At 48.3% G+C, this 24,196-nt stretch carries 20 protein-coding genes and 1 riboswitch; of the genes, 10 read left to right on the forward strand and 10 right to left on the reverse strand.

Annotated features, from left to right (window positions below; all coding sequences use genetic code 11):
* Positions 1 to 6 precede the first annotated feature (6 nt).
* Positions 7 to 546: a DUF4352 domain-containing protein gene (locus OVA33_RS05650; protein ID WP_119834765.1), complete on the reverse strand. Its 540-nt coding sequence runs from the start codon at positions 544 to 546 to the stop codon at positions 7 to 9.
* Positions 547 to 891: 345 nt separating this feature from the next.
* Positions 892 to 993: riboswitch (guanidine-I (ykkC/yxkD leader) on the forward strand.
* A gap of 65 nt (positions 994 to 1,058) precedes the next feature.
* Here OVA33_RS05650 and OVA33_RS05655 point away from each other — a divergent pair.
* From OVA33_RS05655 to OVA33_RS05670, 4 genes are all read left to right on the forward strand, one after another.
* Positions 1,059 to 1,895, forward strand: coding sequence for a YitT family protein (locus OVA33_RS05655; RefSeq protein WP_101562553.1), 837 nt, complete (start codon positions 1,059 to 1,061; stop codon positions 1,893 to 1,895).
* A gap of 166 nt (positions 1,896 to 2,061) precedes the next feature.
* The gene (locus OVA33_RS05660; RefSeq protein WP_025650052.1) at positions 2,062 to 2,955 is read left to right on the forward strand and encodes a PucR family transcriptional regulator; all 894 of its coding nucleotides are present in this window, start codon (positions 2,062 to 2,064) and stop codon (positions 2,953 to 2,955) included.
* Positions 2,956 to 3,072: 117 nt separating this feature from the next.
* Positions 3,073 to 4,173, forward strand: coding sequence for an ABC transporter ATP-binding protein (locus OVA33_RS05665; protein ID WP_014306096.1), 1,101 nt, complete (start codon positions 3,073 to 3,075; stop codon positions 4,171 to 4,173).
* A 99-nt stretch (positions 4,174 to 4,272) separates the two neighbouring features.
* A complete protein-coding gene (locus OVA33_RS05670; protein ID WP_003150825.1) occupies positions 4,273 to 5,115 on the forward strand; it encodes a polysaccharide deacetylase family protein in 843 nt (280 codons plus the stop codon).
* 36 nt (positions 5,116 to 5,151) lie between these two features.
* Here OVA33_RS05670 and OVA33_RS05675 read toward each other — a convergent pair whose 3' ends face one another.
* Entirely contained in the window at positions 5,152 to 6,495 is a 1,344-nt protein-coding gene (locus tag OVA33_RS05675) for a citrate/malate transporter CimH (RefSeq protein WP_014306094.1), read from the reverse strand.
* 502 nt (positions 6,496 to 6,997) lie between these two features.
* Between OVA33_RS05675 and OVA33_RS05680 the strand changes: the two genes are divergently transcribed.
* From OVA33_RS05680 to OVA33_RS05700, 5 genes are all read left to right on the forward strand, one after another.
* Entirely contained in the window at positions 6,998 to 8,404 is a 1,407-nt protein-coding gene (locus OVA33_RS05680) for a cytochrome ubiquinol oxidase subunit I (protein WP_063636540.1), read from the forward strand.
* The gene (cydB, locus tag OVA33_RS05685; RefSeq protein ID WP_017418603.1) at positions 8,388 to 9,404 is read left to right on the forward strand and encodes a cytochrome d ubiquinol oxidase subunit II; all 1,017 of its coding nucleotides are present in this window, start codon (positions 8,388 to 8,390) and stop codon (positions 9,402 to 9,404) included. Before OVA33_RS05680 ends, cydB begins: the two co-directional genes overlap by 17 nt.
* The gene (gene cydD / locus OVA33_RS05690; protein WP_128974147.1) at positions 9,404 to 11,107 is read left to right on the forward strand and encodes a thiol reductant ABC exporter subunit CydD; all 1,704 of its coding nucleotides are present in this window, start codon (positions 9,404 to 9,406) and stop codon (positions 11,105 to 11,107) included. Before cydB ends, cydD begins: the two co-directional genes overlap by 1 nt.
* The gene (gene cydC, locus OVA33_RS05695; RefSeq protein ID WP_025650055.1) at positions 11,104 to 12,834 is read left to right on the forward strand and encodes a thiol reductant ABC exporter subunit CydC; all 1,731 of its coding nucleotides are present in this window, start codon (positions 11,104 to 11,106) and stop codon (positions 12,832 to 12,834) included. Before cydD ends, cydC begins: the two co-directional genes overlap by 4 nt.
* Before the next feature lie 90 nt (positions 12,835 to 12,924).
* Positions 12,925 to 13,755, forward strand: coding sequence for an NAD(P)H-hydrate dehydratase (locus OVA33_RS05700; protein ID WP_025650056.1), 831 nt, complete (start codon positions 12,925 to 12,927; stop codon positions 13,753 to 13,755).
* 13 nt (positions 13,756 to 13,768) lie between these two features.
* On the opposite strand, the gene OVA33_RS05705 is transcribed toward OVA33_RS05700, so the two are convergent.
* Positions 13,769 to 15,127 (reverse strand): purine-cytosine permease family protein, encoded by a 1,359-nt coding sequence (locus tag OVA33_RS05705; protein ID WP_014306090.1) that lies wholly within the window; start codon positions 15,125 to 15,127, stop codon positions 13,769 to 13,771.
* 316 nt (positions 15,128 to 15,443) lie between these two features.
* On the opposite strand from OVA33_RS05705, the gene OVA33_RS05710 reads away from it, so the two are divergent.
* Complete coding sequence (locus OVA33_RS05710; RefSeq protein WP_014419228.1) at positions 15,444 to 16,430, forward strand: choloylglycine hydrolase family protein; 987 nt, start codon at positions 15,444 to 15,446, stop codon at positions 16,428 to 16,430.
* Positions 16,431 to 16,468: 38 nt separating this feature from the next.
* On the opposite strand, the gene katX is transcribed toward OVA33_RS05710, so the two are convergent.
* The 7 genes from katX to OVA33_RS05745 form a co-directional block, all read right to left on the reverse strand.
* Complete coding sequence (gene katX, locus OVA33_RS05715; protein ID WP_063636539.1) at positions 16,469 to 18,082, reverse strand: catalase KatX; 1,614 nt, start codon at positions 18,080 to 18,082, stop codon at positions 16,469 to 16,471.
* Between the two features lie 77 nt (positions 18,083 to 18,159).
* The gene (locus OVA33_RS05720) at positions 18,160 to 19,242 is read right to left on the reverse strand and encodes a glycosyl hydrolase (protein ID WP_128974146.1); all 1,083 of its coding nucleotides are present in this window, start codon (positions 19,240 to 19,242) and stop codon (positions 18,160 to 18,162) included.
* 19 nt (positions 19,243 to 19,261) lie between these two features.
* Positions 19,262 to 20,206, reverse strand: coding sequence for a mannose-6-phosphate isomerase, class I (gene manA, locus OVA33_RS05725; RefSeq protein ID WP_017418618.1), 945 nt, complete (start codon positions 20,204 to 20,206; stop codon positions 19,262 to 19,264).
* Positions 20,203 to 21,084, reverse strand: coding sequence for an ROK family protein (locus OVA33_RS05730; protein WP_110085296.1), 882 nt, complete (start codon positions 21,082 to 21,084; stop codon positions 20,203 to 20,205). Before OVA33_RS05730 ends, manA begins: the two co-directional genes overlap by 4 nt.
* 19 nt (positions 21,085 to 21,103) lie before the next feature.
* Complete coding sequence (locus OVA33_RS05735; RefSeq protein ID WP_065180327.1) at positions 21,104 to 22,504, reverse strand: glycoside hydrolase family 1 protein; 1,401 nt, start codon at positions 22,502 to 22,504, stop codon at positions 21,104 to 21,106.
* Positions 22,505 to 22,533: 29 nt separating this feature from the next.
* Positions 22,534 to 23,853: a PTS cellobiose transporter subunit IIC gene (celB, locus tag OVA33_RS05740; RefSeq protein ID WP_128974145.1), complete on the reverse strand. Its 1,320-nt coding sequence runs from the start codon at positions 23,851 to 23,853 to the stop codon at positions 22,534 to 22,536.
* A gap of 18 nt (positions 23,854 to 23,871) precedes the next feature.
* Entirely contained in the window at positions 23,872 to 24,189 is a 318-nt protein-coding gene (locus tag OVA33_RS05745; protein WP_003150849.1) for a PTS lactose/cellobiose transporter subunit IIA, read from the reverse strand.
* Between the last annotated feature and the right edge of the window lie 7 nt (positions 24,190 to 24,196).

Here is a 24,196-nt window from a genome sequence, read left to right on the forward strand (position 1 = left end):
CGGTCATTATTTAATTTTCACTTCAACATCGTTGCTGAACTTTAATTTCCAAGTGCCTTTAGAGTATGCGTTTTTATCAACTTCAAAAGCTTTTACGTCAGTAACTTTAATGTTCGGGTTCAAGTCACTTAAAATTTTACTGTTGTCTACTTTTGTTTCTGTTGCATAGCTTGAAGAAGCATCAATATCTGAATCATAGGATGTTCCTTTAGAATCTACTAATTTCGCTCTTGGAATGGAGAAAGAGCTTAACGGCTTGTTTGAAACATTTTTAACTGTGTATTGAACAGCTACGATAACGCCGCCGTCAGACGCTTTTTTCTCGACAAATTGAGAGCCTACTGAATCTCTTTTTTCCACTTTGGTAACAGTAACTTCAGTTTTCTCAGTCTTAACAGTGTCACCGATGTTATACAGTTTTTCCTTGGATTCCGCAGCTTTTGAAGACGCGGTTTTAGATGATGAAGATCCGCCTCCGCCGCCGATGTTTACGAGAATGATAATAACCACTACTGCCAGAAGCAATGTGATAATTTTATGTCTCATAAAAAAGTTTCTCTGATCTTTACCGCAGTTTGGGCATTTTTTAACGCCTTTAGCGATTTCTTTGCCGCATGCCTTACAAGACACCAGGTTGCCTGCCATAATATTTCCTCCTATGTAAACTATTTCTTAAAAACTACATACTATAATGCCTGTAAAATAACCTATAGTCAATAATATTTTGAGAAAAAAGTATTTTAATGGTTTTTTAGTCATGTATTTTAAGGGTCTTTTTTAGTATCGGCAGATCGTTCGGATTTTTTATAGATTTATTGAAAAAAGAGTGGTTGAACATGTTCGTGATTTCCCGTATAATCTTGAAAGATATACAAAAACTGAACATAAAAAACAGTGGTTTTCTAGGGTTCCGCAATGCTGAATTGGTCTGGACCGAGAGAAAACACACAGCAGGTTCCTGCTGTGACACGTTGGGATAAAAGCCCGGGAGTTTCTGCTCTTTTGATGAAGAGTGCTCTCCCGGGCTTTTTTGATTTTATAAAAAAGGAGTGTCTGGGATGAAAAAGAGATTGCTGGATGTGCTGATGCTGATTATTGGAGCTTTTATCTTTGCTTTGGCCGTTAATTTATTCGCCATTCCGAATGATCTTGGAGAGGGCGGGGTAACAGGAATCACCCTGATCTTGTACTATGTGTTTGAATGGTCGCCCGGGGTGACGAATATCATTTTGAACGGGATTTTATTGATGATCGGATATAAATTTTTAGACGGAAAAACAACGCTTTATACGATCATTACCGTTGTTGCCAACTCACTGTTTCTGCATCTGACGCATGATTGGCACTCGCCTTCACATGAACTCATTATTAATACTATTTTTGCGGGTGTGTTTGCCGGTGTCGGAATCGGGATCATTATTCGAGTCGGAGGCACGACTGCGGGTTCTGCCATTTTGGCGAGGATTGCGAACAAATATCTCGATTGGAACATCAGCTATGCGCTTTTGTTCTTTGATCTGATTGTCGTCTTCAGTTCTTATTTCATCATCGGTGCGGAAAAAATGATGTTTACCATTGTCATGCTGTACATCGGAACGAAGGTGATGGACTTTATCATTGAAGGCCTGAATACGAAAAAAGCGGTGACGATTATATCTGAGCATAAGCACGAAATCGCCGAACAGGTCAACACGCTGATGGACAGAGGGGTTACGCTGCTGTCGGGTAAAGGAAATTACACGGGGCAGTCGAAGGAAATTTTATATATCGTCATCCAGAAACAAGAGCTTTCCATGCTCAAAAAAATCATTAAAAGCTGTGATACAAAAGCGTTTGTCATTGTTCATGATGTGCGTGACGTCTTTGGTGAAGGCTTCGTCGATATCTCTAAATAAAAAGGATCCCTCTGCCGGCGCGGAGGTTTTTTTTCTTATGCCGGCAGAAGCGGTTATGATTCGTTTCCCGGGAAATAGCCTGAAAGCTGTTTCTTAAAACGAAGTGGATACAATCGGCCGGACGTTTTATACTGAAAATATGATAGAGCGATAGAAAGGAGCGCATATGAACCCGTTATTGGCAATTTACCCGAGGGCTGTGTTGTCTGATACGTGCTGTACGGCGGAGGATGTCTTTTGCTTTTATGATGAGAAAAGGCGGGTCTATGTCGCCATTCCGAAGGAGGATATTGCCCCGAAGGAGAAACTGCTTCTGGAATCATTTTTGACGCCCGCTGAAGAAAAAGGCGTTTTTTTTCCGGAGACGGCGGCAGCAAAGAGGTGGCGGCGTTTTCTGCTGGAAGAAGGTCCGGTGCCTGATGTCAAGGAGCCGCGTGTCCGTTTTATCCATTATGACTTATTGGGAGAACGGGACTGGGGGGCATATACGGAAGCGCTGCGCCATTTCTGGCCGGTTTCATATACAGTTGTCCGGACGGGGAGGGATCATGGCGTGATTGTGGAGGAAGAAAAGCTGGAAGCGCCAGATTCGGATGACATCGCATCTTTTGTGAAGATTCTCGAAGGCGATTTTTATTTCAGTGTCCGTTTTTTCATCGGAAGGTATTACTGCAAGGGGGAACGTCTGCGCCTTCATTATCAGAGAGAACAGCAATATTGTCAGATCGGCCGGCGTCATCTCCCGCAGCTGAGCACGCTGACCGCGGAAACGGTATTTCCGGCCATGCTCACGGAGGAAAGCAGAGAAAAGCTCTCAGCCTTGCTTCACGAAGAAGCGGCGCTGCTGTTTCAGAAAGAACCGGAGCTGAAGCATACGATTCAGACTTTTATTGAACATAACTCGAACATGTCGCTCACATCGAAAAAACTGCATTTGCACCGCAACAGTCTTCAATATCGGATTGATAAATTTGCGGAACGCTCAGGTATTGATATTAAGACATATCGGGGCGCCCTGCTGGCTTATTTCATTTGTCTGCAGTATGAAAAATCACATTAAATGGGAAATGTGCACGAAGGCAGCGGACTTTTTTTATGAACATTGCCTATATCCGCCGCCGTCTGACGCTGTTACAATCCTATTTAAGAAAGCGTTTACAAATAGAGGGGGATATATATGGCGGAACTTCGGCTGGAGCATATTTATAAGTATTACGATCAAAAAGAAGCGGCTGTCGATGATTTTAACCTTCATATTAAAGATAAAGAGTTTATCGTGTTTGTCGGTCCGTCGGGTTGCGGCAAGTCGACAACTTTGCGGATGGTAGCCGGGCTGGAAGACATTACGAAGGGCGATTTCTATATCGGTGACACGAGAGTGAATGACATCGCTCCTAAAGACAGGGATATCGCCATGGTGTTTCAAAACTATGCGTTATATCCGCACATGACGGTCTATGATAATATCGCTTTCGGTCTGAAGCTGAGGAAAATGCCGAAACCGGAGATTAAAAAACGGGTCGAAGAAGCGGCGAAAATGCTGGGGCTCACAGAGTATCTGCACCGCAAACCGAAGGCGCTCTCCGGCGGGCAGCGGCAGCGGGTTGCATTAGGGCGGGCGATTGTCAGGGACGCCAAAGTGTTTTTAATGGATGAGCCGCTGTCAAATCTGGACGCAAAGCTTCGGGTGCAGATGCGGGCAGAAATTATTAAGCTCCACCAAAGGCTGCAAACAACCACAATCTATGTGACGCACGACCAAACAGAAGCACTGACGATGGCGACACGCATCGTAGTCATGAAGGACGGAAAAATTCAGCAGATCGGCACCCCGAAAGAAGTGTATGAACATCCCGAAAACGTATTTGTCGGCGGGTTTATCGGCTCCCCGGCGATGAACTTTTTCAAAGGAAAGCTGACGGACGGCGCCATTCAGATCGGTTCAGCCGCTCTCAGCGTGCCGGAAGGGAAAATGAAAATGCTCCGGGAAAAAGGGTATGCCGGCAAAGATATCATCTTCGGCATCCGCCCGGAAGACATACATGACGAGCTGATTGTGGTAGAATCTTATAAGAATTCATCCATCACAGCTAAAATCAATGTCGCGGAATTGCTCGGGTCAGAAATTATGGTTTATTCCCGGATCGGGGATCAGGATTTTATCGCCCGGATTGACGCCCGCCATGACATTCGTGCCGGTGAGGAATTGACCGTCGCTTTCGACATGAATAAGGCTCACTTTTTTGACAGTGAAACAGAAATCAGAATCCGCTCATAACGCAAAGCCGGACAGCTGGATGTCCGGCTTTTTTGATGTAACAATTTATGACGCATAACCGATATAAAAAGTAAATAGAAGACAGAAAGCAGGAAAACGATGAAACGCATGATCATGTGCATGTGCCTTTTGGCTGCCGTGTTTACGCTTGCCGCCTGCTCGGGTCATGAGGCAAGCGCCGAACAAAGCATTCCGAAGGCAGAAGCGCACAGCGAAAAAAAGTCCGTAAAGCGGCAAATCAAAAAAGAGCCGGATACGTCCGCCTGGGTTCAAACGAAAGGAACGGCGAGACTGCCGATTCTGATGTATCACAGCATTTCAGAGGGAAACAGCCTGCGTGTGCCGAAGGAAGAATTCCGGCAGCATATGAAGTGGCTTCATGATCACGGCTATTATACGATGACTCCTGAAGAGGCCTATCTGATGCTGACGGAGGATAAGGAGCCGCGTGAAAAATGTGTTCTGATCACATTTGATGACGGCTATACAGACAATGTGAAAGCAGCCTATCCCATTTTAAAGAAATACAAGATGAAAGCGACAATCTTTATGATCGGAAACTTTATCGGGCATAAGAATCATCTGACTGAGAAGCAGATGAAGGAGATGGCCGCCCACGGCATTTCCATTCAGAGCCATACGATGAACCATCTCGAATTGAACGGGCTCACACCGCAGCAGCAGCGACGTGAAATGAAGGACTCTAAGCGTTTATTTGATCAAATGTTCGGGCAGCGGACGACTATGATCAGCTACCCTGTCGGACGATATAATAAAGAAACATTAAAAGCCGCCGCCTCGTCAGGCTACCGTATGGCGGTCACGACAGAGCCGGGAGCGGCGTCTAGAGATCAGGGGCTTTACGGGCTTCACCGCGTCCGTGTGTCGCCGGGCATGTCCGGCGCGGCATTCGGCTCTTATATTCAAAATGTGATGAAATAACAGAGCCTCCGCATCATGCGGAGGCTTTTTTTCAGTTTAATAGAATTGATGAAGCAGCAGAAGGGTGACGCTCACGGTAATCGCTCCGCCGATTCTGGTCGACACTTGGGCGAACGGCATAAGCTCAAGCCGTTCAGCGGCGCTCAAGATCGCGACGTCGCCGGTGCCGCCCTGGCCGGAATGGCAGGCATTAATAACCGCCGTCTCAATCGGGTACAGATTCAGCCATTTTCCGGTCAGAAAACCGACGGCCATCATCGTGACGACGATTGATAAAATGGTAATGATGTTGCTGATCGTAAACGCCGCAATCAGTTTGTCCCACGGTGTCATTGAAACGCCGATCGCAAATAAGAGCGGATAGGTCACGGCTGTCGAGAAAAAGCGCGAGACGCCGAAGGCTCCGTTTTCAATCGAAGCCGGCGCCAGCCTGAACAGCTTAATGAGAACGGCAAGGACGAGCATCACGACTGGAGCCGGAAGCTGAAAGAAATCATGCGCCAGCATGCCGACCAAATAAAGGGAAACCGCTAAAATACCGCCCGAAGCGAAAAAGGACAAATCAAACGTTTTATCATCGGCCGGCTGTTCCAATGCGGGAGCGGAATGATCAGACTTATCAACCTTCCCGTTGCCCGTCCATTCCGGTTTGCGTTTCCCGATGACATTCAGCAAACCCGATAACATAATGGCGCACAGGCTGCCGAGCATGATGGACGGCAGCACAAGCGCAAAGGCGTCTCCCTGGGACATCGGCATAATATCGGAGTAGCCGATGGATAAAGGAATCGCGCCTTCACCGACACCCCCCGCCATAATCGGAACGACGATATAAAGCAGCGTGTGCTGAAAGCCGAGCCCGAGCAGCGTCCCGACGCATAAGCCGACGATGGCGGCCGCGATAGACCCGGCGATCAGCGGAATAAAAATCTTAACGAAAGCTTTGACGAGCGTCTCTCTTTTCATCCCGAGAATACTGCCGACGACGATACCGGCAATAAATAGATAGAGAAAGTTGGAGCTTTCTGTGAATTCTGTTGTTGAAGTAATAATGTCTTTCGGAAGCAGGTGGTAGTAGACGACAGCGGATGGAATAAAGGTTGCGAGAATCGCAGGGCCGCCGATGGACCGCACGATCGGAATGGATTTTCCGATCTGGCCGAAGGTAAATCCGAAAAAACTCATGACGGCAATTGATGTCAGAATGTCGCTTTTTACATCACGGCTCATGACAAACACCGTAATAAGCAAGAAAAGCAGGATATAGATAGGAAGAGGAATAATGCCGATTCTTATATTCATTGCTCTGGCAAACCAGTTATCAGTCCGTTCCTGTTTTTGGATTGAATCCGTTTGCAATTTTGGTTGAAGTTCTCCCATGCTTGTTCCCCCAGTCGTTATGTAGTGAAAAAATATCCCCATTTAAAGTATACTAAAGAATTTAAATTGTTGATATATTATGAATTTACTAGAGGACATGCTTTCTTCACATTTTCTTTCTCAAAATGGCGATTTGGCGGGCTTTTTCACCGAGAAAAGCATTTTGTTCGCCACACGAATAAAAAAGAGGTACGATATCAAAGGGACAAATATCCTAGTCGCTGACATAAAATCTCTACAAATCCGACAATAATCGGTCACAATTTCAGCCTGATTTTAGGTATATTGATCTTTTTTTTTAGGCTGAATCGTTGTAAAGTAATGATATTGAATCATTTCTATGACAGCCGCTGTCCCCCAGGGTGTACAGGCTGATATTTCAATAGTTTTGACGAATTTGTGAAACATTGAGCAAATATATCATTTTTTGTGAAATACCGAGCAATGATCTCGTTATGTTTGTGAAATGTTGAGCAATTTACCAGATTGGAGGAAAAACATCATGAGTGAGTTGGTATTAGCCCGCATTCAATTTGCATCTACAACATTGTTTCACTTCTTGTTTGTGCCTTTGTCTATCGGGCTTGTGTTTATGGTTGCTTTGATGGAGACGCTTTATGTTGTCAAAAAACAAGAGACCTATCTCAAAATGGCTAAATTTTGGGGGCATCTCTTTTTAATTAACTTCGCTGTCGGCGTCGTCACAGGGATTCTTCAGGAATTCCAGTTCGGTCTGAACTGGTCTGATTATTCCCGTTTTGTCGGAGACGTATTTGGAGCTCCGCTTGCGGTTGAAGCGCTTTTGGCGTTTTTTATGGAGTCTATTTTTATCGGATTATGGATTTTCGGCTGGGACCGTTTATCTAAAAAAGTGCATTTGCTTTGCATTTGGCTTGTGTCCTTCGGAACGATTATGTCATCTTTCTGGATTTTGACGGCAAACTCATTCATGCAGGAGCCGGTCGGCTTTACGATTAAAAACGGCCGCGCGGAAATGAATGACTTCGGAGCGCTTTTGACAAACCCTCAGCTTTGGGTTGAATTCCCTCACGTCATTTTCGGAGCGCTTGCGACGGGTGCTTTCTTTATCGCCGGTGTCAGCGCATTTAAATTATTGAAGAAAAAAGAAGTGCCTTTCTTCCATAAATCTTTCAAGCTTTCGATGATTGTCGGTCTGATCGCCGGTATCGGTGTTGCGTTCAGCGGACATATGCAGGCTGAGCATTTAATGGAATCGCAGCCGATGAAAATGGCTGCCAGTGAAGCGCTTTGGGATGACAGCGGTGATCCTGCCGCGTGGACGGCTTTTGCGAATATTGATACGAATAAAGAAAAAAACACATCAGAAATTTCAATTCCTTACGCACTGAGCTACTTGGCTTACCAGAAGTTCAGCGGCAGTGTGAAAGGGATGAAAACACTTCAAAAAGAATACGAAAAAACGTACGGAAAAGGCGACTATATCCCGCCTGTTAAAACGACGTTCTGGAGTTTCCGCATTATGGCGGGAGCGGGTGCGCTTATGATTTTTGCCGCGATTGCAGGCTTTATTCTGAACCGCCGCAAAAAGCTTCATACGAGCAAGTGGTATTTACGGGGCATGATCGCACTGATCGCATTCCCGTTCATTGCGAACTCTGCCGGATGGATTATGACTGAAATCGGCCGCCAGCCGTGGACGGTTATGGGGCAAATGACAACCGCACAATCCGTTTCGCCTAACGTAACGACGGGATCTCTGCTGTTTTCAATTATCGGTTTCGGCGTCATGTACTTGATTTTAGGCGCGCTGCTTGTCTTCCTATTCGTTCGTGAAATTAAAAAAGGTGCGGACCATGATGATCACAAGGATGTTCCTGTATCAACGGATCCGTTCAGTCAGGAGGTCTACCATGGGGTCACTTCATGATCTTTGGTTTGTACTCGTTTCAGTTTTGTTTGTCGGATTTTTCTTTTTAGAAGGTTTTGATTTCGGTGTCGGCATTTCGACCCGATTTCTTGGCCATAATGAATTAGAACGCAGAGTGCTGATTAACACCATCGGCCCGTTCTGGGATGCGAATGAGGTATGGCTGCTGACAGGTACGGGAGCGATCTTCGCGGCATTCCCGAACTGGTATGCGACGATGCTGAGCGGATATTATATTCCGTTTATCATCATCCTTCTTGCTTTAATGGGCCGCGGGGTGGCGTTTGAATTCCGCGGAAAAGTGAATCATTTAAAATGGGTCAAAACATGGGACTGGGTGATTTTCTTCGGCAGCCTTATCCCGCCGTTTGTATTCGGACTTATCTTCACAAGCTTGTTCCGCGGCATGCCGATTGACGGCCATATGAATATGCATGCGGGTTTCTCAGATATTGTGAACGTGTATTCCGTCCTTGGCGGAGCAGCCGTCACCCTTCTTTCATTCCTGCACGGTTTAATGTTTGTCGCACTGCGCACGATCGGTGATTTACAAGAGCGTGCGAGAAAAATGGCAAAACGCGTAATCGGTGTTATCTTTCTTGTTGTACTTGCTTTCTTTGCGATGTCTGCATACGATACGGATATGTTTACACGCCGGGCAAACATCACGATTCCGGTATTCGTGCTGATTGTCATCTGCAACGTTCTTGCTGTTGTGTTCATGAGCAAGAAAAAAGACGGCTGGGCATTCGGTATGACCGGCGCGGGTCTTGCTTTGACAGTTGCGATGATTTTTATCTCTCTGTTCCCGCGCGTCATGGTCAGCTCGCTGAAAAGCGCGTATGACTTAACAGTAGCTAACGCGTCTTCCGGTGATTATTCACTTAAGGTCATGACAATTGTCGCACTGACTCTGCTGCCGTTTGTTATCGGCAGTCAGATCTGGAGCTATTATGTCTTCCGGAAACGCGTCAGCCATAAGGAGCCTATGACTTATTAATGGGAAAAGACCTGTTTCTTTATAAAGGAATGAAGCGGATTCTTGCGATCATTACGGGATTAACGATTATACAAACGGCCGCCATCATCTTGCAGGCGGAATGGCTGAGCCAGGCGGTAACCGGATTATTTAACGGGAAGCGGATTGCTTCTCTTTATCCGGTTATCGGCTTTTTCCTGCTTGCGTTTTTGGTCCGGCATGCGGTAACAGCGGTCCGGCAGAAAATCGTGTACCAATATGCCGCACAAACCGGCGCAGACTTAAGAAAAAGATTTCTTGAGCAATTGTTCCGTCTCGGCCCCCGCTTTGCGAAAAAAGAGGGAACAGGCCGGATGGTGACGCTGGCGATGGAAGGCATCAGCCAGTTCCGCCGTTATTTAGAGCTGTTTCTGCCGAAAATGGTCAGCATGGCGATTGTACCGGCGGCCGTTGTTATTTACGTGTTTTTTCAGGATAAAACATCGGCATTGATTCTGATTCTTGCGCTTCCGATTTTGATTGTATTTATGATTCTGCTCGGACTTGTCGCACAGAAAAAAGCCGATCGCCAATGGAAGTCCTATCAGACGCTTTCCAATCATTTCGTGGATTCGCTTCGCGGACTGGAGACATTGCGGTTTTTAGGATTAAGCAAATCACACAGCAAAAACATCTTTCATGTCAGTGAGAGATACCGCAAGGCGACGATGAGCACGCTCCGGGTCGCGTTTTTATCATCATTCGCCCTGGATTTCTTTACGATGCTGTCGGTGGCGACAGTGGCGGTGTTTCTCGGCTTGCGGCTGATAGACGGACAAATTCTGCTCGGGCCGGCACTGACCGCGCTCATTCTCGCGCCTGAATATTTTCTCCCGGTCCGCGAAGTGGGAAATGATTACCACGCGACGTTAAACGGGCAGGAGGCGGGGAAAACCATTCAAACGATTTTGGCGCAGCCCGGTTTTAAAGAAGAAAAGCCGCTCGAACTTGATACGTGGACTGACGGGGATGAATTACAGCTTACGCGTTTGTCCGTCCGAGAATCGATGTCTGAATTTCATCTGTCCTTTAAAGGGAAGAAAAAAATCGGGATTATCGGGGAAAGCGGTGCGGGAAAATCGACACTCATTGATGTGCTGGGCGGCTTTTTAGAGCCTGCGTCCGGTGAGATCAAGGTAAACGGTGAATCCCGCTCGCATCTGCAGTCGGACGGCTGGCAGAAGCAGCTGCTTTATATTCCGCAGCATCCGTACATTTTTGATGACACGCTTTTGAATAATATCCGGTTTTATCATCCTGATGCTTCGCATGAGGAAACGGCGCAGGCCGCTGCTTCGGCGGGTCTTTCCGAACTGATTCGTGATCTGCCCGGCGGTCTTGACGGCCGGATCGGCGAGGGCGGACGGCCGCTCAGCGGAGGACAGGCTCAGCGTGTCGCGCTGGCCAGAGCCTTTTTAGGAAACCGGCCGATTCTCCTTTTGGATGAGCCGACCGCTCACCTTGATATTGAAACAGAATATGAAATAAAAGAAACGATGAAAGACCTGTTTGAAAACAAACTTGTTTTTCTGGCCACTCACCGTCTTCACTGGATGCTTGAGATGGACGAAATTATCGTGCTTGATGACGGCGCGGTGGCGGAAATCGGCACCCACGACGAATTGATGGCGAAACAAGGCGTATACGCCAAACTTGTAAAGGCGCAACTGGGGGAAAGAACATGAGAAAAGAAGAATGGATTCTGCCGTATATAAAGCAAAATGCCCGTTTGTTTGTTCTTGTGATTTTTTTAGGCGCGGTGACGATTTTTTCGGCGGCCTTTCTCATGTTCACTTCCGGTTTTTTAATCTCTAAGTCGGCGACAAGGCCTGAGAATATCCTGCTGGTGTACGTTCCGATTGTGGCCGTGCGCACCTTCGGGATTGCCCGTTCAGTCTCACGGTACGCCGAGCGTCTGACGGGGCACCATATCATTTTGAAAATCGTGTCCGACATGAGGGTGCGGCTTTACAATATGCTGGAGCCGGCCTCGCTCATGCTTTCATCCCGTTTTCGGACGGGCGACATGCTCGGCATTTTGGCTGAGGATATTGAGCATTTGCAGGATGCGTTTTTAAAAACGATTTTCCCGGCGGTTTCCGCTTTGCTGCTGTATGCGGCCTCCGTTATCGGACTCGGCTTTTTTTCCTGGCCGTTTGCCGCTTTTGCGGCGATTTACCTGTTTATATTGGTTGTATTGTTTCCGGTTGTGTCGCTTCTTGTGACGAGAGCGAAAAACATGAGGCTGAAAAGCGGCCGGAATACGCTCTACAGCCGGCTGACAGATGCCGTGCTCGGCGTGAGCGACTGGATGTTCTCGGGACGACAGGCGGCCTTTATTTCCTCTTATGAAGAGAAAGAGAAGGCATGGTTTGACCTTGAAAGCAAACGTCAGCGGTTTACGAGATGGCGTGATCTCGCCGCGCAATGCCTCGTCGGCGGCTTCATATTGATCATGCTGTTCTGGACGGCGGGTCAGTATGCGGACGGCAGCATCGCCAACACGATGATCGCGGCCTTTGTGCTTGTCGTATTTCCATTGACGGAGGCGTTTCTGCCCCTTTCGGATGCGCTGACGGAAGTGCCTTCTTATCAGGATTCCATCAAAAGAATGAGTAAGGCGGCTCCGGAGCTGCGAAGTCATGAGGTGAAGCAGACCGATGAGAAACTGGATGTATCTGATGTGACACTTACATTTGATAACGTGACGTTTTCTTATGATCAGCACAGTCATGTGCTTGACCGTTTTTCCTTCACTCTCCGCCAGGGGGAAAAAATGGCGCTGCTCGGCAGGAGCGGCTCCGGTAAGTCGACCTCTCTCGCTTTAATTGAAGGCGCCTTAGTTCCCGATTCGGGCAAGGTGATGCTGAACGGGCTGGAAACTGCGGCCGTGCAGGAGCAGATTTCCTCAGCGGTGGCCGTTTTGAATCAGAAACCTCATCTCTTTAACACGAGCATTATGAACAATATCCGGCTCGGAAACGGTAAGGCGAGTGATGAAGATGTTAAGCGTGCGGCGCGGCAAGTGAAGCTGCATGATTATATTGAATCACTGCCTGACGGATATGAAACGTCCGTGCAGGAGACGGGGATTCGTTTCTCAGGCGGGGAACGGCAGCGGATCGCGCTTGCCCGTATTCTGCTCCAAGACACGCCGGTCATTATCCTTGATGAACCGACGGTCGGCCTTGATGCGGTCACTGAACGTGAATTGCTTGATACGATTTTTGATGTTTTTAAAGAGAAAACGATCCTCTGGATTACACACCATTTAGCGGGTGTGGAAACAGCTGATAAAATCGTCTTTTTAGAAAATGGAAAAGCAGAAATGGAAGGAACCCATCAAGAGCTGCTTGCAGAAAACGAAAGGTACCGGAAGCTTTACCGTCTTGATGTTCCGATCAGAACATAAACAGCCGCAAACGAGCGGCTGTTTTTTTGTGCGGTTTAAAATCTCTTCTTGTTTGGAATATAAATAGGAGACAGAAGAGGAGGTACAGAGATGAATATAATGGATTGGACGGAACAGGATGTGAAAGATACGCTGCCGAAACGGGAGGCGGACAGCCATAAAGGAACGTTCGGGACGGCGTTATTGCTGGCCGGGAGCGATGACATGCCGGGAGCCGCCCTTCTGGCCGGATTGGGTGCGATGAGAAGCGGTGTCGGCAAGCTCGTCATCGGTACATCGGCAGGCGTCATTCCGCTTATCGTCCCGGTGCTGCCGGAAGCCACGTACTGGCGGGACGGCTGGAAAAAAGCCGCGGCGGGCCAGCCCGGGGAAACCGTCCGGGCCGCTGCCATCGGGCCGGGCCTTCCCCAAACAGACGAAGTGCAGCAGGCGGCTGATCAGCTGCTTTCTGGCGATTATCCCGTCATACTGGACGCGGGCGCCATTACGAAAAGAACCTATTCAAAGAGGAAAGCTCCCGTGATCTTGACGCCTCATCCCGGCGAATTTTCCAGAATGACAGGCCTTCCGATTCAAGAGATTCAGCAGAACAGAGCGGAATATGCCGCGGAATGGGCGGAGCGGCTTCATGTCACGATTGTCCTGAAAGGAAACGAAACCATTATCGCTTTTCCCGACGGGGAATGCCGCAGGAATACAACCGGAAACGGCGCGCTTGCAAAAGGCGGGACCGGCGACACGCTGACGGGAATGATTCTCGGCATGCTGTGCTGTCATCAAGACCCGAAGCATGCCGTATTGAACGCCGTCCGCCTTCACGGCGAATGTGCGGAAGTATGGACGAAAGAGCGCTCCGCCCATACCTTATTGGCGCACGAACTTTCTGAACTGCTGCCGCGTGTATGGAAGGAATATGAATAAAGAAAAGGCGTCTTCACAGGGAAGGCGCCTCTTTTTGTTTTAACCTTGATTTCATCAGGACATAATACAGCAGCGACGGAACGGCCAGGCCGATGACCCAGGCAATGTCGCCTCCGCCGAATATTTCAGCGAGCGGCCCGATGTAAAAGGAGGTATTGATGAACGGGATTTCTAATATAATCGACAAAACGAAGGCGGCCGCTGTAATCCAATTGACCCTGCCGTATTGCCCGTTGACGTCAAACATCGATTTGACGTGGTATTTTCCGCGGCGGATAAAATAGTAATCCACGAGGTTGATCGCCGTCCATGGAATTAAGAAATAACTGATGAAAAAGATGAAATTTAAAAACAGTTCCATGAAATTGCTTTGGCCCAAGAGACTTAATACAGTACCCGCTGCCGTCACACAAAGGATCATTACCACTCTCGTTTTCGGCGTCACCTTCAGTTTTAAAAACGGCTCCAAGGTAGTCGTGGTTGACATAAAGGCTCCGTATAAATTAAAGACGTTGATCGCCATTTGCCCGAACAGGACGATGATCAGCATAATAAAGGAAAACGGACCGAACAATCGGACAATCTCATTTCCCGCATTAGCGGTAAATTCCGGGAGCGCCGTCGTCAAAATGGCGCCGAGAAGCATCATCCAGATGGAACTGACTGACGTACCTGCATAGCTGTACCAAAAAGTATGCGATGCCGGTGTTTTGACCGGCAGATAACGGGAATAATCTGCGACATATGGCGCGTATGCCAGCTGCCATGTGGCCACCGCGCTGACCGCCACTAGAAAAACAGGCAGATCTAATGAGCCGGGCACCCAGCTTCCTGAAGGAATCGGCAGTTGAAAAATAAGAATTGTTGCAGCAAAAAAAACGGCAAAGGAGGTCCAAGAGAGGATTTTCTGCATTTTGTGAATCAGATCATGACCGTAGATCGTGAGTAAAAAACAGATGGCGCTTAAGCCGATAATACACCATGAAGCCGGAATCGGGACAAAGCTGCTCAGTGTACCGGCTGCGAGAATCGTACTGCTCGCAAAGAAGCCCAGGTAGATAAACATGACCAAAAAGAGGGGCAGAATCGCTCCGATCACGCCGAATTGCGCGCGGCTTTGAATCATTTGCGGAATTCCGAGCTGAGGTCCTTGTGCGGAATGAGACGCCATAAAGATTGCGCCGATAAAGGTTCCGATTATAATGGCGGCGATACTCCAAAAGAGATCGAGTCCCATTGTAACGGGCAGTGTGCCTGTGACTAACGTCGTAATATGCATATTAGCCCCGAACCAGACGGGGAATAAATCTTTAGCCTTTCCGTGTCTTTCGTCATGCGGAATATGTTCAATCGTTCGCCTTTCTACTTTCAATAGATAATCTCCTCCGTATGTTCTTCTTTAACATAAAGACATAGCTTAACAGATTGACCTGCCGTTTACAAATTCCAGCATGCAGGAAAAACATTGTAAAGCCTCGCTGACAGCCGTTCAAAGTTTTTTTTGAAAAACGGTACAAACACTGCCGCCAAAACGATTTGCCAGGGTTTAAAAGGCATGGATATGATTACGGACTAATATGTATGAAGGAGAAATGTGTCAATCTTTTGACGAATGGAACCATTATTCGTTAAGCTGAAAGAATAGTTTACTTTGTGTAAATTTCATTAATGAAAAGGGGATTGATGATATGTGTACAAGTCTTACATTGAAAACGACAGACGGTAATCACCTATTGGCGCGAACGATGGATTTTGCATTTCAGCTCGGTACGGACGTCGTGCTTTACCCTCGTCAGTACAGCTGGAAAAGCGAAGCTGACGGCAGGATGCATAAGACGAAATACGCATTTATCGGCATGGGGAGAAATCTCGGCAATGTTCTGTTTGCCGACGGCGTAAATGAAAAGGGGCTGTCGTGTGCGACGCTGTATTTTCCGGGCTTTGCGGGATACGAGAAAGCGGAACGGGAGGGCACCTGTCATATCGCTCCTCATGAGTTTGTCACCTGGGCCTTATCAAACTGTGAATCTCTTGAAGACATAAAGGAAAAGCTCTCAATGCTGACGATTGTAGAGAAGAAGTTAATGTTATTGGATACGGTGCTGCCTCTTCATTGGATTTTATCAGACCGCACGGGCGGCTGCATTGTCATCGAGCCGACACCGGAGGGAATGAAAGTATATGACAACAAACCCGGAGTGATGACCAACAGTCCGGAATTTCCTTGGCATGTGACCAATCTGCGCCATTATATCGGAATCAGGCCGCAGCAGTCAGAAAGCAAAACATTGGGCGGAATGACATTAACCGCTTTCGGCCAAGGATCTGGAACGATCGGGCTTCCCGGTGATTACACGCCGCCATCCCGATTCATCAGAGCCGCTTATCTGAAAGAGCATTTAGAGCCTGCCGCTCATGAAACGGATGGCGTTACGGCCGCTTTTCACGTGCTGTCCAATGTGAATATTCCAAAAGGCGCGGTGATCACAGAGGAGAATGAAATTGATTATACGCAGTATACGTCGGTCATGTGCTGTGACAGCGGGAACTACTACTTTCATCTGTACGACAACCGGCAGATTCACAAAGTAAGTCTATTCCATGAAGATCTTGAACGTCCGGAGCCGAAAGTATTTGCGGCCGCGGCGGAGCAGAATATACAGGAGCTGAATTAGCTCAAAAAAAACAGGACGCAATTGTCCTGTTTTTTTATTTAATACGGATCAGACGGATGGCTTTCCTGTTCAGCCTGCTTTGCAGCCTGTTCCGTATCAGTAGTGCCGATCGGCCCGTTGCTGTTGTTTTCGGAAACCTTTTTCAGCCCTTCCGCAACACGTTTTCCGTAGTCCGGATCTGCTTTTGTGAAATTCTCAATCATTTGATCCTGAATGTCTTTCCGGCAGGAAGAAAGCGTATTGACCAAGTTTGTGATCAATTCGTTCCGTTCAAATTCCGAAAATCTGCGGTATGTTTCTCCGGCTTGGCCGAAATGATTCGGCCGGTCGATCGCTTCCCGCTTCACATCGCCTTCGACATGAGGTGTATGGTCTTTCCCATCCTGCTTTGCTTCGTTGAGTCCTCCCATAATGGACGGCTCATAGTTGACGTGCGGGTTTTGTCCTTCTGCCCGATCGACCCGATACTGCATTTGCCCGCCTTCCTGGTTGGTGGCGACATGCTTTTTCGGCGAGTTGATCGGAAGCTGCAGGTAATTTGCGCCGACCCGGTACCGCTGGGTATCTGAATAGGCGAATGTCCGCCCCTGAAGTAATTTGTCATCTGAAAAATCAAGGCCGTCCACAAGCACGCCCGTTCCGAATGAGGCCTGTTCCACCTCAGCATGGTAGTTTTCCGGGTTTTTGTTCAGAACCAATTTACCGATCGGCTTCCAAGGGAAATCGTCTTTATACCACAGCTTGGTCGGATCAAGCGGATCAAAATCCAGCTCGGGGTGTTCATCATCAGTCATGATTTGCGCATACACTTCCCATTCAGGGTAATCGCCTTTTTCAATCGCTTCATACAAATCCTGTGTCGCATGGTTAAAGTTTTTCCCCTGAATCTCTTCCGCTTCCTTCTGTGTCAGGTTGCGGATGCCCTGTTTCGGTTCAAAGTGATATTTGACGAGCACGGCTTTACCTTCTTCATTGACCCATTTGTAGGCATGGACGCCTGAGCCCTGCATCTGCCGGTAGTTGGCCGGGATGCCCCAAGGCGAAAACAAGAAAGTGATCATATGAGTCGCTTCGGGTGATTGGGAAATGAAGTCGAAAATACGCTCGCCGTCCTGAATGTTCGTAACGGGATCAGGCTGAAATGCGTGCACAAGATCCGGGAACTTCAGCGGATCACGGATAAAAAAGATTTTCAGGTTGTTGCCGACCAGATCCCAGTTGCCGTCTTCGGTATAAAGCTTAACGGCAAAACCCCGGGGATCACGCAATGTTTCCGGGGAATGCTTTCCGTGGTTGACGGTAGAAAACCGCACAAACGCCGGAGTTTTCGTTCCTTTCTTTTGAAACACTTTCGCTCTTGTGTATTTAGAAATCTCCTCGTCTCCAAAACTTCCGTACGCCTCAAAGTATCCGTGTGCGCCGGCGCCGCGCGCGTGAACGACGCGCTCGGGAATCCGTTCGCGGTCAAAGTGGCTGATTTTCTCCAAAAAATCATAATTCTCCAATGTCGTCGGTCCTCTATTGCCGACTGTCCTGACATTCTGGTTGTCAGTGACCGGATGGCCCTGCCGGTTTGTCAGCGTGTCTTCTGACTCGCCTTTACCGGTCGTCTTACTGGAAAGCGTTTCTTCGCTGTTTTTGTTATTTTCCATTGTTGAACCCTCCTTTTTGAACGGTAACAATATGCCCAGCAGAGCCGTTTTTTAAAACCGATTTTCAAAAGAAGCGGTTATTCCGCGATCGGCGTCAAAGATCCGCCGTTCCATATTTCGCCCTTGTTCAGCGTCCAGCTGTTTTGATAAAGGCTTTGCGCGCCTTGATTAGCCGCCGGACTTAATTGTTCATCCCATGTCAAAAAGTACGTGGTCTCGGGATACTTTTGCCTGATCGCATTGATAAAAGCAGCATAATCAAAGCTTCCGATATTGCCGGACGGACCGGTTTCGGCAAAGGCAAACGGTTTTTTCAGAGACAGCATTTCATCATAGCCTGATATCGCATACGGATCAGTGAAGTAAGCGTCCAGACCGGTAATATCCACATAAGATGAGCCTGGGTAGAAGTCTGTTTTAAAGTCTCTGTTGGCATCCGGCGAATACACCCACAAAAGGTTATCCAATCCTCTTGTCTCTGTCATATAGCGGTATATCTTCTTGTAAAGCTCTTTGTACAGCGAGATTCTTTCCGTGTCTTTTTGGTTGTAGCCTGTCAGCCCCCACCAGAACCACTCGCCGTTCATTTCGTGAAGCGGCCTGAACAGAACGGTGACGCCTTGATTTTTCAGCTGAGTAAGGCCGTCGGCGATTTTGCTGAGCAGCGCCTCAAGCCGTTTTCCTTCAACAGTTGAAGGGTCCAGGATGTTTTTGTACTGGCTGTTTGAGATGGCCGTTTTATAGTTTCCGGATGGAAAAGCCGGATTTGCGAGATGCAGGCTGACCTGAGGGAGGCCGCCGCTTTTCCAGTATGAGATCAAGCTGCTGTTGCAGCTGTAATCGATAGTATCGGTGATATCCGCTGTTTCCAGCCATCCTCTCCCATAGTCACAGCCGTAGATGGCGGGAGACTGTCCCGTCGCGTTTTTCAAGCGGTTTTCCTCTGTCATTGAAAAAGTGACATCGCTGTACCCGCCGAACGTACCGGACATGACCCTGTTTTCTGAACGGTTGGGCAGGTGCGCCAGCCAGTTCATGATATCTTTTGTCGTCTGCTGGGCATTTGGGTTTACGGGATAAACGGTGTGAGCCGATATCGGACTGGCGGCTCCTAAGAGTAATAAAACGATAGACAGGCAGACTGCTAACTTTTTGAGCATATAAAAGACCTCCTGATTTTTAGGATGATGAAGGATGTGAAACGATAACCTCACAATCTCCTTCTATAACAAAATTTCCGGAATCCGCCGGCACGATAAAGTGATCGCCTTTGTGAATGGGGCATCCATCCAGTTCTCCGCGTCCTTTAATGACGCTTGCGAGTAAATACCGGCCGGGTGCGGGGAATGATGCTTTCCCGCTCACATCCCATTGATAAACTGAAAAGAAAGGTGTTTCGGCAAGTGTTGTAATAAGAGCATTTCCGATCCGATGCTTTGTGCTTTTTACATTTTCATCGGTATGCGGAATACTTGTTACGTCAATTGCTTTCTGAAGATGAAGCTCGCGTTTATTCCCGTTCCCATCCGTCCGGTCATAGTCGTAAAGCCGGTAGGTGGCATCAGAGCTTTGCTGGATTTCAAGAACGAGCGTACCTTCACATAAAGCGTGCAGTGTGCCGCTCGGGACATAGAAAAAGTCGCCGGGCTTAATGGGGATGCGGCGGAGCAGGTGATCCCACTCGTTTCGTTCAATGTGCCGAACGAAGTCTTCTCTCGTTTGGGCGCGGTGCCCTAAAATGAGCTCCGCCTCTTTTTTGCAGTCCAATATGTACCAGCATTCCGTTTTTCCGAGTTCTCCGTTTTCATGCCGATGTGCATATGCGTCATCCGGATGAACCTGTACGGATAAGTCCATATTTGCGTCAAGAATTTTTGTGAGCAGGGGAAAGGCGTCTCCTTTCGGATGTCCGAACAGGTCAGGGTGTTCATTCCAGAGACGATGTAATGATGTTCCGGAAAAAGGCCCGTTCCGCACGATGGATGTACCGTGCGGATGAGCTGAAATCGCCCAGCACTCTCCCGTCCGCTCAGAAGGAATCTCATACCCGAATGTATCGCGCAGCTTCGTCCCGCCCCATAATCTTTCTTTAAAAACCGGTTCCAAAAATAAGAGTTTCGTCATTTTCCCGCCTCCCGGTTTGCCGTCTCTAATGCGCGCTCCGCCAATACGAGCGAACCGGCAGCGCCGGAGTGAATCCCTAATTGAGGGGGAACGATGAAGTGTTCAATGTCGGGCAGATCAATATATTGATTCAGCCGCTTTTTCACGTGCTGACGGATAGAAGAGAACAGCTGATGCTGCTTCATGACGCCCCCGCCGAGAATGATCTTTTCAGGCGAAAGTATGAGAATATACTGCACAAGCGCTTCAGCAATATAAAAGCCCTCAAGCTCCCACACTTCCTGCTGATCCGCCAGCAGATATGCTTTTTTCCCCCAGCGTTTCTCAATGGCGGGGCCTGCCGCGAGGCCTTCCAGGCAATCTGTATGGTAAGGACAATTGCCTTTGTAGCCGTCGTCCGGGTGTCTTCTGACATAAATGTGGCCCATTTCAGGATGAGACAGCCCTTGAACAAATCTGCCGTTCATGATGGCGCCCGCTCCGATGCCAGTGCCGACCGTCAAATAGAGGCAGCTGTCCGCGTTTTTGGCCGCGCCGAAAGAAGCTTCTCCGAGCGCCGCCGCATTAACGTCGGTGGTGAAGCCTGCGGGAATATCCAGAGCGCTTTTGATCGTTTGAAGAATAGGGCAGTTCCGCCAGGCTGTCTTCGGAGTCGCGGTGATGCGCCCGTATGTTTGACTGTCAGGACGGATATCAATCGGCCCGAACGACCCGATGCCGATGGCGTCTATCGGGAAATCTTTAAAGTAACGGATGACCTGTCTGAGTGTGTCATCCGGTTCTCCCGTCGGAAACTCCGCTCTGTCCAGAATGGTGCCGTCTCTTTGTCCGGCGGCACAGACAAATTTCGTGCCGCCGGCTTCAATACCTCCAAGCATGGCCGTCCCTCCTCATCTGCTAAAATCCGTTTTGATCGGAAACGGATTTGAACCAGCGGCCGCTTTTTTTGACGGTCCGTTCGCCCCCGTTTTCCAGATTGACAGATACAAAGCCGTAGCGGTTTTTATAAGCGTTTGTCCAAGACCAGTTGTCCATGAAAGTCCACAGGTGATAGCCTTTTACATTTGAACCTTCTCCGATGGCCCGATGCACCCATTTCAGATGTTCCTGGATAAATTCAATCCTGTAATCATCCTGAATGATGCCGTTTTCATCGCGGAAGCGTTCCTCGCCTTCTACTCCCATGCCGTTCTCAGAAATAAAACACTCGATATTTCCGTAATGTTCTCTGAGATTGGTGAGAATGTCGTAGATTCCTTTTTCGTAAATTTCCCACCCGCGGTGAGGGTTCATTTTCCGGCCGGGCATGACGTACGGATCGAAGAAACGCTCGGGCAGGAAAGGGGCATGCGGATTCGGAACATGTTCTTTTGCCTTGACGCGCCTCGGCTGGTAGTAGTTCACGCCTAAGAGGTCAACCGTATGCTCCTGAATGAGGCGGAGATCTTCTTTCTCATAATGCGGCAGAAAGCCTTCCGCCTTGAGAATCTCGACAAGCTCCTCAGGAAATTCGCCCCTTACGGCGGGATCTAAAAATGAGCGGTTGAAAAAGGCGTCGGCAATCCGGGACGCTTTCAGATCTTCAGGATGTGAGCTTCTCGGATAAGAAGGCGTCAGATTCAGAATGATTCCGATTTGTCCGTCCTGTTTCAATTCTCTGTAGGCTTTGACAGCCCTTGCATTCGACAGCAGGGTATGGAAGCCGGCCTGCACCGCTTCTTGAAAATTAACGTGATTCGGGTAGTGAAAGTCGTATAAGTAGCCGCCTTCAATCGGCACAATCGGCTCGTTGTGAGTGAACCATTTTTTCACCTTGTCACCGAATAGCGAAAAGCATGTTTTGGCGTAATGTTCAAACGCGTCAACGGTGTTCCGGCTGACCCAGCCCCCCTTACGCTGAAGGGCGAGCGGCATGTCAAAGTGAAACAAATTGACAAACGGCTCAATGTGATGGGCAAGCATTTCATCGATGACGTCCTGATAAAACGCGACCGCTTTCTGATTGACCTCGCCAGTTCCGTCCGGAATCAATCTTGACCAGGAAATAGACAGCCGGAAGGAGTTGTGGCCGATTTCTTTCATCAGCCGGATATCCTCCTTGTATTGATCGTAAAAACGTGACGTGTCGCCGGGGCCGACGCCGTTAAAAAAACGGCTCGGCTCTTTTTCATACCAGTAATCCCATATGTTTTGGCTTTTTCCGTCTCTGTCGGCGGCGCCTTCTGTTTGGGTGGCGGAGGCGGAAGACCCCCACCAGAATCCTTTCGGAAAACGATATTGAATATTTGAATCAGTCAATTGATTTCTCTCCCTTACTGCGATTTTGATTACATACTCATGCTGTCATCCCGGGCATGCTGCTCGGTCTCAGCTTCTTTTTCCTTTGCCATGTTTAATTTGTCCAGCGCTTTAAGAAACGGGAACCAGATGACAAACACAATACAGAGGTTGACCAGCTGCATAATGCCGCCCATGGCGGAATTGGTCGCCATAATCCCGTTAATGAATAGGGGGACGGTCCAAGGCACGGTCACGCCGGTAGGAGGGGGCACGATCCCCGCCGACATGGCCAGGTAGGTGACAAGGGTGACAACCATCGGCGCGATGACCCACGGAATGATAATGATCGGGTTCATCACGATCGGCAGACCGAAAATAACCGGCTCATTGACGTTGAAAATGCCCGGCGCGAGACCGAGTTTGGATATCTGTTTCATCTGTTTGCTTTTCATAAAAAGCAAGATGGCGATCACTATGGCCAATGTCATTCCGGTTCCGCCCATTCCGACGGTGTAAATCTCCATAAACGGCTTAGAAATAATATGGGGAATCTCTTTTCCCGCTGTATACGCAGCCAAATTTTCGACCTGTAATGTATTCCAAATCGGGTCCATCACGGAATTGATAATGATCTGTCCGTGAAGTCCGAAAAACCATAAAATCTGAATAAAGAAAACAGCGATTAATGTAGGAATGATGCCGCTTCCAAGTCCGACAAGCGGGGCTTGAACCGTATGATAAATGACATCATGCAGATTGGTGTGAAAGATCTGGGTGACAGCCGCGTTGATCAAGAGGAAGACGGTAAGCGTGATAAAAGCCGGAATCAATGCGGCGAACGATTTAGCAACAGCCGGAGGAACACCGGCAGGCATCTTAATCGTTAAGTTTCTCTGGACGATTCTTCTGTAGATTTCACCTGACAAAAACGCGGTTATCATGCCGAGAAACATTCCTTTTGCTCCAAGCCGGTCAACCGGAATGACGCCTGCGACCGCTTTGCCCGTTTCCGGCTCTAAGACGAAAGGGGTGAGCAGCAGAAAAGAAACCAATGCGATCGCTCCGCCGAATACGGCCTCCACTTCGTAGCTTTTGGAAAGGTAATAGCCGATCCCGAAGACGACAAAAATAGACATAATCCCCATCGTCGCCGTCGAAGCGCCGCCAAATCCGGATTGAAAGACAGACAGGGCGGAGCTGCTCATGATTTTGTTTAAAAACGGCAGGTTCGTCAGCACGACGAACACCGAACCGAAAATGGTCAGCGGAAACGCCAGCATAAAAGCATCCCGTAAAACTTGCAAATAGCGGTTATTGTTTAATTTGCCCGCGATCGGAACAAGGAATTGGCTGATTTTCTCAAACACGTCTTCACCCCCGGCTTTTTATAAATTTTTTGATTGAAATAAGTCGAGCATTTCTTTAACCAGCTCTTTCATTGAGAGCGCTGACATTAAGTGGTCTTCAGCATGCATAAAAAGCAGGGAGACATCCGTCTTGGCGCCGCCGGCTTCTTTTTGAATCATCTGAAAATGGATGTCGTGCGCTTTCCCCAGTTCTTCTTCAGCCTTTGTCAGAAAGGTGTCTGACTCATCTGGCCGGCCGTCTTTATAAGCGCGTATCGATTGAATAATACAGCTGCGGGCATTACCGCTGTGAAGAATCAGCTGAAAACTGATCTGTTCATCCGTGTACGTTTCCATGCTTATC

Origin of the sequence: Bacillus sp. KICET-1 (assembly GCF_027721405.1) — a bacterium.
GTDB lineage: Bacteria > Bacillota > Bacilli > Bacillales > Bacillaceae > Bacillus > Bacillus velezensis.

Coding starts and splice junctions, on each gene's coding strand:
- OVA33_RS05650 (WP_119834765.1), bottom strand. CDS start 546: ATGAGACATAAAATTATCACATTGCTTCTGGCAGTAGTGGTTATTATC.
- OVA33_RS05655 (WP_101562553.1), top strand. CDS start 1,059: ATGAAAAAGAGATTGCTGGATGTGCTGATGCTGATTATTGGAGCTTTT.
- OVA33_RS05660 (WP_025650052.1), top strand. CDS start 2,062: ATGAACCCGTTATTGGCAATTTACCCGAGGGCTGTGTTGTCTGATACG.
- OVA33_RS05665 (WP_014306096.1), top strand. CDS start 3,073: ATGGCGGAACTTCGGCTGGAGCATATTTATAAGTATTACGATCAAAAA.
- OVA33_RS05670 (WP_003150825.1), top strand. CDS start 4,273: ATGAAACGCATGATCATGTGCATGTGCCTTTTGGCTGCCGTGTTTACG.
- OVA33_RS05675 (WP_014306094.1), bottom strand. CDS start 6,495: ATGGGAGAACTTCAACCAAAATTGCAAACGGATTCAATCCAAAAACAG.
- OVA33_RS05680 (WP_063636540.1), top strand. CDS start 6,998: ATGAGTGAGTTGGTATTAGCCCGCATTCAATTTGCATCTACAACATTG.
- cydB (WP_017418603.1), top strand. CDS start 8,388: ATGGGGTCACTTCATGATCTTTGGTTTGTACTCGTTTCAGTTTTGTTT.
- cydD (WP_128974147.1), top strand. CDS start 9,404: ATGGGAAAAGACCTGTTTCTTTATAAAGGAATGAAGCGGATTCTTGCG.
- cydC (WP_025650055.1), top strand. CDS start 11,104: ATGAGAAAAGAAGAATGGATTCTGCCGTATATAAAGCAAAATGCCCGT.
- OVA33_RS05700 (WP_025650056.1), top strand. CDS start 12,925: ATGAATATAATGGATTGGACGGAACAGGATGTGAAAGATACGCTGCCG.
- OVA33_RS05710 (WP_014419228.1), top strand. CDS start 15,444: ATGTGTACAAGTCTTACATTGAAAACGACAGACGGTAATCACCTATTG.
- katX (WP_063636539.1), bottom strand. CDS start 18,082: ATGGAAAATAACAAAAACAGCGAAGAAACGCTTTCCAGTAAGACGACC.
- OVA33_RS05720 (WP_128974146.1), bottom strand. CDS start 19,242: ATGCTCAAAAAGTTAGCAGTCTGCCTGTCTATCGTTTTATTACTCTTA.
- manA (WP_017418618.1), bottom strand. CDS start 20,206: ATGACGAAACTCTTATTTTTGGAACCGGTTTTTAAAGAAAGATTATGG.
- OVA33_RS05730 (WP_110085296.1), bottom strand. CDS start 21,084: ATGCTTGGAGGTATTGAAGCCGGCGGCACGAAATTTGTCTGTGCCGCC.
- OVA33_RS05745 (WP_003150849.1), bottom strand. CDS start 24,189: ATGGAAACGTACACGGATGAACAGATCAGTTTTCAGCTGATTCTTCAC.